The 3,508-nt window shown below is 72.4% G+C and carries 3 protein-coding genes; 1 reads left to right on the forward strand and 2 read right to left on the reverse strand.

What is annotated here, in order from left to right; genetic code table 11:
* Nucleotides 1-1,228, reverse strand: a 1,228-nt coding sequence (locus PKE44_RS16605; protein ID WP_324553452.1) for a sigma 54-interacting transcriptional regulator, incomplete at its 3' end; no start/stop codon positions are given.
* Nucleotides 1,229-1,315: 87 nt separating this feature from the next.
* Complete coding sequence (locus PKE44_RS16610; protein ID WP_324553455.1) at nt 1,316-2,224, reverse strand: LysR substrate-binding domain-containing protein; 909 nt, start codon at nt 2,222-2,224, stop codon at nt 1,316-1,318.
* 149 nt (nt 2,225-2,373) lie between these two features.
* Here PKE44_RS16610 and PKE44_RS16615 point away from each other — a divergent pair.
* The coding region (locus PKE44_RS16615; RefSeq protein WP_324553458.1) for an SNF2-related protein at nt 2,374-3,508 on the forward strand (1,135 nt) is incomplete at its 3' end.

Below are 3,508 nucleotides of genomic sequence, written 5' to 3' on the forward strand. Positions count from 1 at the left end.
GGTTTTCGCTGCGCTCAAAGAATATCTCGTAGCAGCGCCGGTCGCTCAGCATCACCGCGCGTTCGAGCACGTTGCCGAGCTCGCGCGTGTTGCCGGGCCAGTCGTAGCCCGCCAGCTCCGCGAGCGCCGAGGCACCGAGCACGCGGCGCACGCCGCCGGCGCGGGCCGAGAGCCGGTCGAGCAGCGCCCCGGCGAGCAGCGGCAGATCGTCACGGCGCTCGCGCAGCGGCGGCAGCCGGATCGGCAGCACGTTCAGCCGGAACCACAGATCGGCGCGAAAGCGCCCCCCGGCGACCTGCGCCGGCAGATCACGGCTGGTGGCGGCGATCACGCGCACGTCGATGCGCTCGACGCGGTTCGAGCCGAGCGGCTCGAACTCCTGCTCCTGCAGCACGCGCAGCAGCTTCGCCTGCAGGTGCGCAGGCATGTCGCCGATCTCGTCGAGGAACAGCGTGCCGCCGTCGGCGAGCTTGAACTTGCCGTCCCGCCCGCGGCGATCGGCGCCGGTATAGGCGCCGGGCGCGCTGCCGAAGAACTCGGCTTCGAGCAGGCCATCGGGCACGGCCGCGACGTTGATGCCGACGAACGGCCGCGCGGCGCGCGCGGAGGCGGCATGGATCGCCTGCGCGATCAGTTCCTTGCCGGTGCCGGTCTCGCCGAGCAGCAGCACGGTCGAATCGCTGGCGGCGGCGCGCGCCGCCTGGCGCTTGACCTCCAGCGCCGCCGGGCTGCTGCCGACGTAGTCATCGAGCCGGTAGCGGGCGCGGCGGCTGGCGGCGAGCTCGCGCCGGGCGGCGTCGAGCTCGGCGCGCAGGCGCGAGAACTTGGTCATCAGCGGCTGCAGCGAGCGCGGATCGTCGTAGAGCACGAAGCCGACCGCGCCGATGACGGCGCCGTGCTCGTCGGTCAGCGGCAGGCGCGTGACCACCAGCGAGCGCGCACCGTGCTGCATGATGTCGAGCAGGATCGGCCGGCCGCTCTGCACGACCTCGCGCATCAGGCTGTGCGGGATGACATCCTCGACCGGCTTGCCGAGCGCGGCGGCCGCGTCCGCGAGCCCGAGCGCCTGCGCGTAGGGCTCATTGATCCAGACGATGCGCGCCTCGCGATCGACCGCCATCGCGCCTTCGCAGCAGGCCTCGAAGTAATCGAACAGGTAACGCGCGGCCTCGCGGCGGATGCGCTCGGCGTGATCGAAGAAGGCGGGCAGGCGCTGGACGCTGGCCAAGACCGTGGCTCCCGGCAGGACGGCAGATTCCACCACAGCATGAAGGGGCGGACGGGAGCTTGAGGTTAGCGCGTCCGGCCACGACCATCATTCGGCATCGAGCCAGTCGCGCCACGGCGCGAGTTCCTCCAGCGCGCGCAGGAACCACTTCAGGCCGCGTCCGCCGTTGCCGGTGCGCCAGGCGAGATACAGCGGTGCCGGCGGCAGCGGATGCTCGACCGCACACTCGCACAGCCGGCCGGCGGCGAGGTCCTCGCGCACCCAGGCGCGCGGCACGTAGCCGACGCCGAGCCCGGCGCGATGCGCGTCGATCTTGGCCTCCATGCTCGGCACGGTCAGCACCGGCTGGCCGCTGAGCAGCGCCGCCGTGCGCGGGGCCAGCACCCGCGAGCTGTCGGCGACGGCGATCGCGCGGCTGGCCAGGATGGTCTCCTCGCCGAGCGGCACCTCGCTGCGGGCCAGCGGATGCTGCGGCGCGCACACGAACACGAAGCCGATCGTGCCGAGGGCACGGCTCGCGTAGCCACCGCCGACCGGCCCGTCGCCGCTTGCGCCGATCGCCAGATCGGCGCGACCGGTGACCAGCGCATCCCAGACGCCGCCGAGCACCTCGGTGCCCAGACGCAGGCGCGTGCCGGGGGTCTCGCGATCGAAGGCCTCGACCAGCGGCAGCAGCGGCGTGAGCGGCAGCAGCGCGCTGAGCGCGATCGACAGCTCCGCCTCCCAGCCGGTGGCGACGCGCCGCACCAGGCATTCGAGCTCGCCGGCGGCGCGCAGCAGGTGACGCCCCTCGGCGAGCAGGGTCTCGCCGACCGGGGTCAGGCGCGCGCGGTGGCCGCTGCGGTCGAACACCTGCACGTCGAGATCCTGTTCGAGCTTGTGCACGGTGTAGGTGATCGCCGAGGGCACGCGGTGCAGCTCATCGGCAGCGGCCGCGAAGCTGCCGCGGCGGGCGATGGCATCGAGCACGGCGAGGGCATCGAGGGTCAGGCGCATCGGACGGACTCCGGCATGCGGCAGGCGGGGTGGCGCAATGCTGCGGCTGGGCAAGCCCTCTGATGTAGTCGCTAACCGGCCGGCGGTCGAGTCACGGGCGGCACGGCGTTATCATCCGCCGCCTTTTCATGCGCCAGGAGTGAGCGGACTTGAACGACTTCGTCGGCGGCAGCCGCTGGATCAGCGAAACCGAACCGGAACTGGGCCTGGGCATGGTGCTGTCGGGCGATGCCCGGCGCGTGACGCTGCTGTTCCACGGCAGCGGCGAAACCCGCGTCTACGCGCGCCAGGGCGCGCCGCTGACGCGCGTGCGCTTCCAGCCCGGGGATACGGTGCAGAGCCACGAGGGCTGGACGCTGCAGGTCGAGGAGGTGCTCGAAGAGCGCGGGCTGTTCGCCTACGTCGGGCGCGACGGCCGCGTGCTGCCCGAGACCGGGCTGTCGAACTTCATCAGCTTCAGCAAGCCGCAGGAGCGGCTGTTCGCCAACCAGACCGACGCCCAGCGCCTGTTCACGCTGCGCTGCGACGCGCTGGCCTGGGCCGCGCAGGCGCGCGCCTCGGAACTGCGCGGCCTCGCCGGTGCGCGCATCGACCTGCTCGCGCACCAGCTCTGGATCGCGCACGAGGTCGCCGGCCGCTACGCACCGCGCGTGCTGCTCGCCGACGAGGTCGGCCTCGGCAAGACCGTCGAGGCCGGTCTGATCCTGCACCGCCAGCTCGTGACCGGGCGCGCCGGCCGGGCGCTGATCGTCGTGCCCGAACCGCTGATCCACCAGTGGTTCCTCGAACTGCGCCGGCGCTTCCAGCTCGGCTGCGCCGTCTACGACGAGGAACGCTGCCTCGAACTCGAACGCGAGGGCCTCGACAATCCCTTCCTGGCCGAACAGCTGGTGCTCTGCGGCCGCGACTGGCTGGTCGGGCGCGAGCGCCGTCAGACGCAGGCACTCGAAGCCGGCTGGGACCTGCTGATCGTCGACGAGGCGCATCACCTCGCCTGGGAACCGGGCGCCCCGAGCCCCGAGTACACGGCGATCGAACGCCTCGCCGCACATGCACAAGGCCTGCTGCTGCTGACCGCCACCCCCGAGCAGCTCGGTCCGAACGGCCACTACGCGCGCCTGCGCCTGCTCGACCCCGAGCGCTTCCCGGACCTCGACCGCTTCCGGCACGAGGCACTCGCCTACCGCAAGGTCGCGCGCATCGTCGATGACCTGCTCGCCTACCGGCCGCTCGACCAGGCCGATCTCGATGAACTCGGCGCCTGTCTCGGGCCCGAGACAGGCG

Origin of the sequence: Plasticicumulans sp. (assembly GCF_035331805.1) — a bacterium.
Classification (GTDB): Bacteria; Pseudomonadota; Gammaproteobacteria; order Competibacterales; family Competibacteraceae; genus Plasticicumulans.

Bases quoted from the DNA above. Each gene is read 5' to 3' on its own strand.
- PKE44_RS16610 (WP_324553455.1), bottom strand. From the start codon at position 2,224: ATGCGCCTGACCCTCGATGCCCTCGCCGTGCTCGATGCCATCGCCCGC.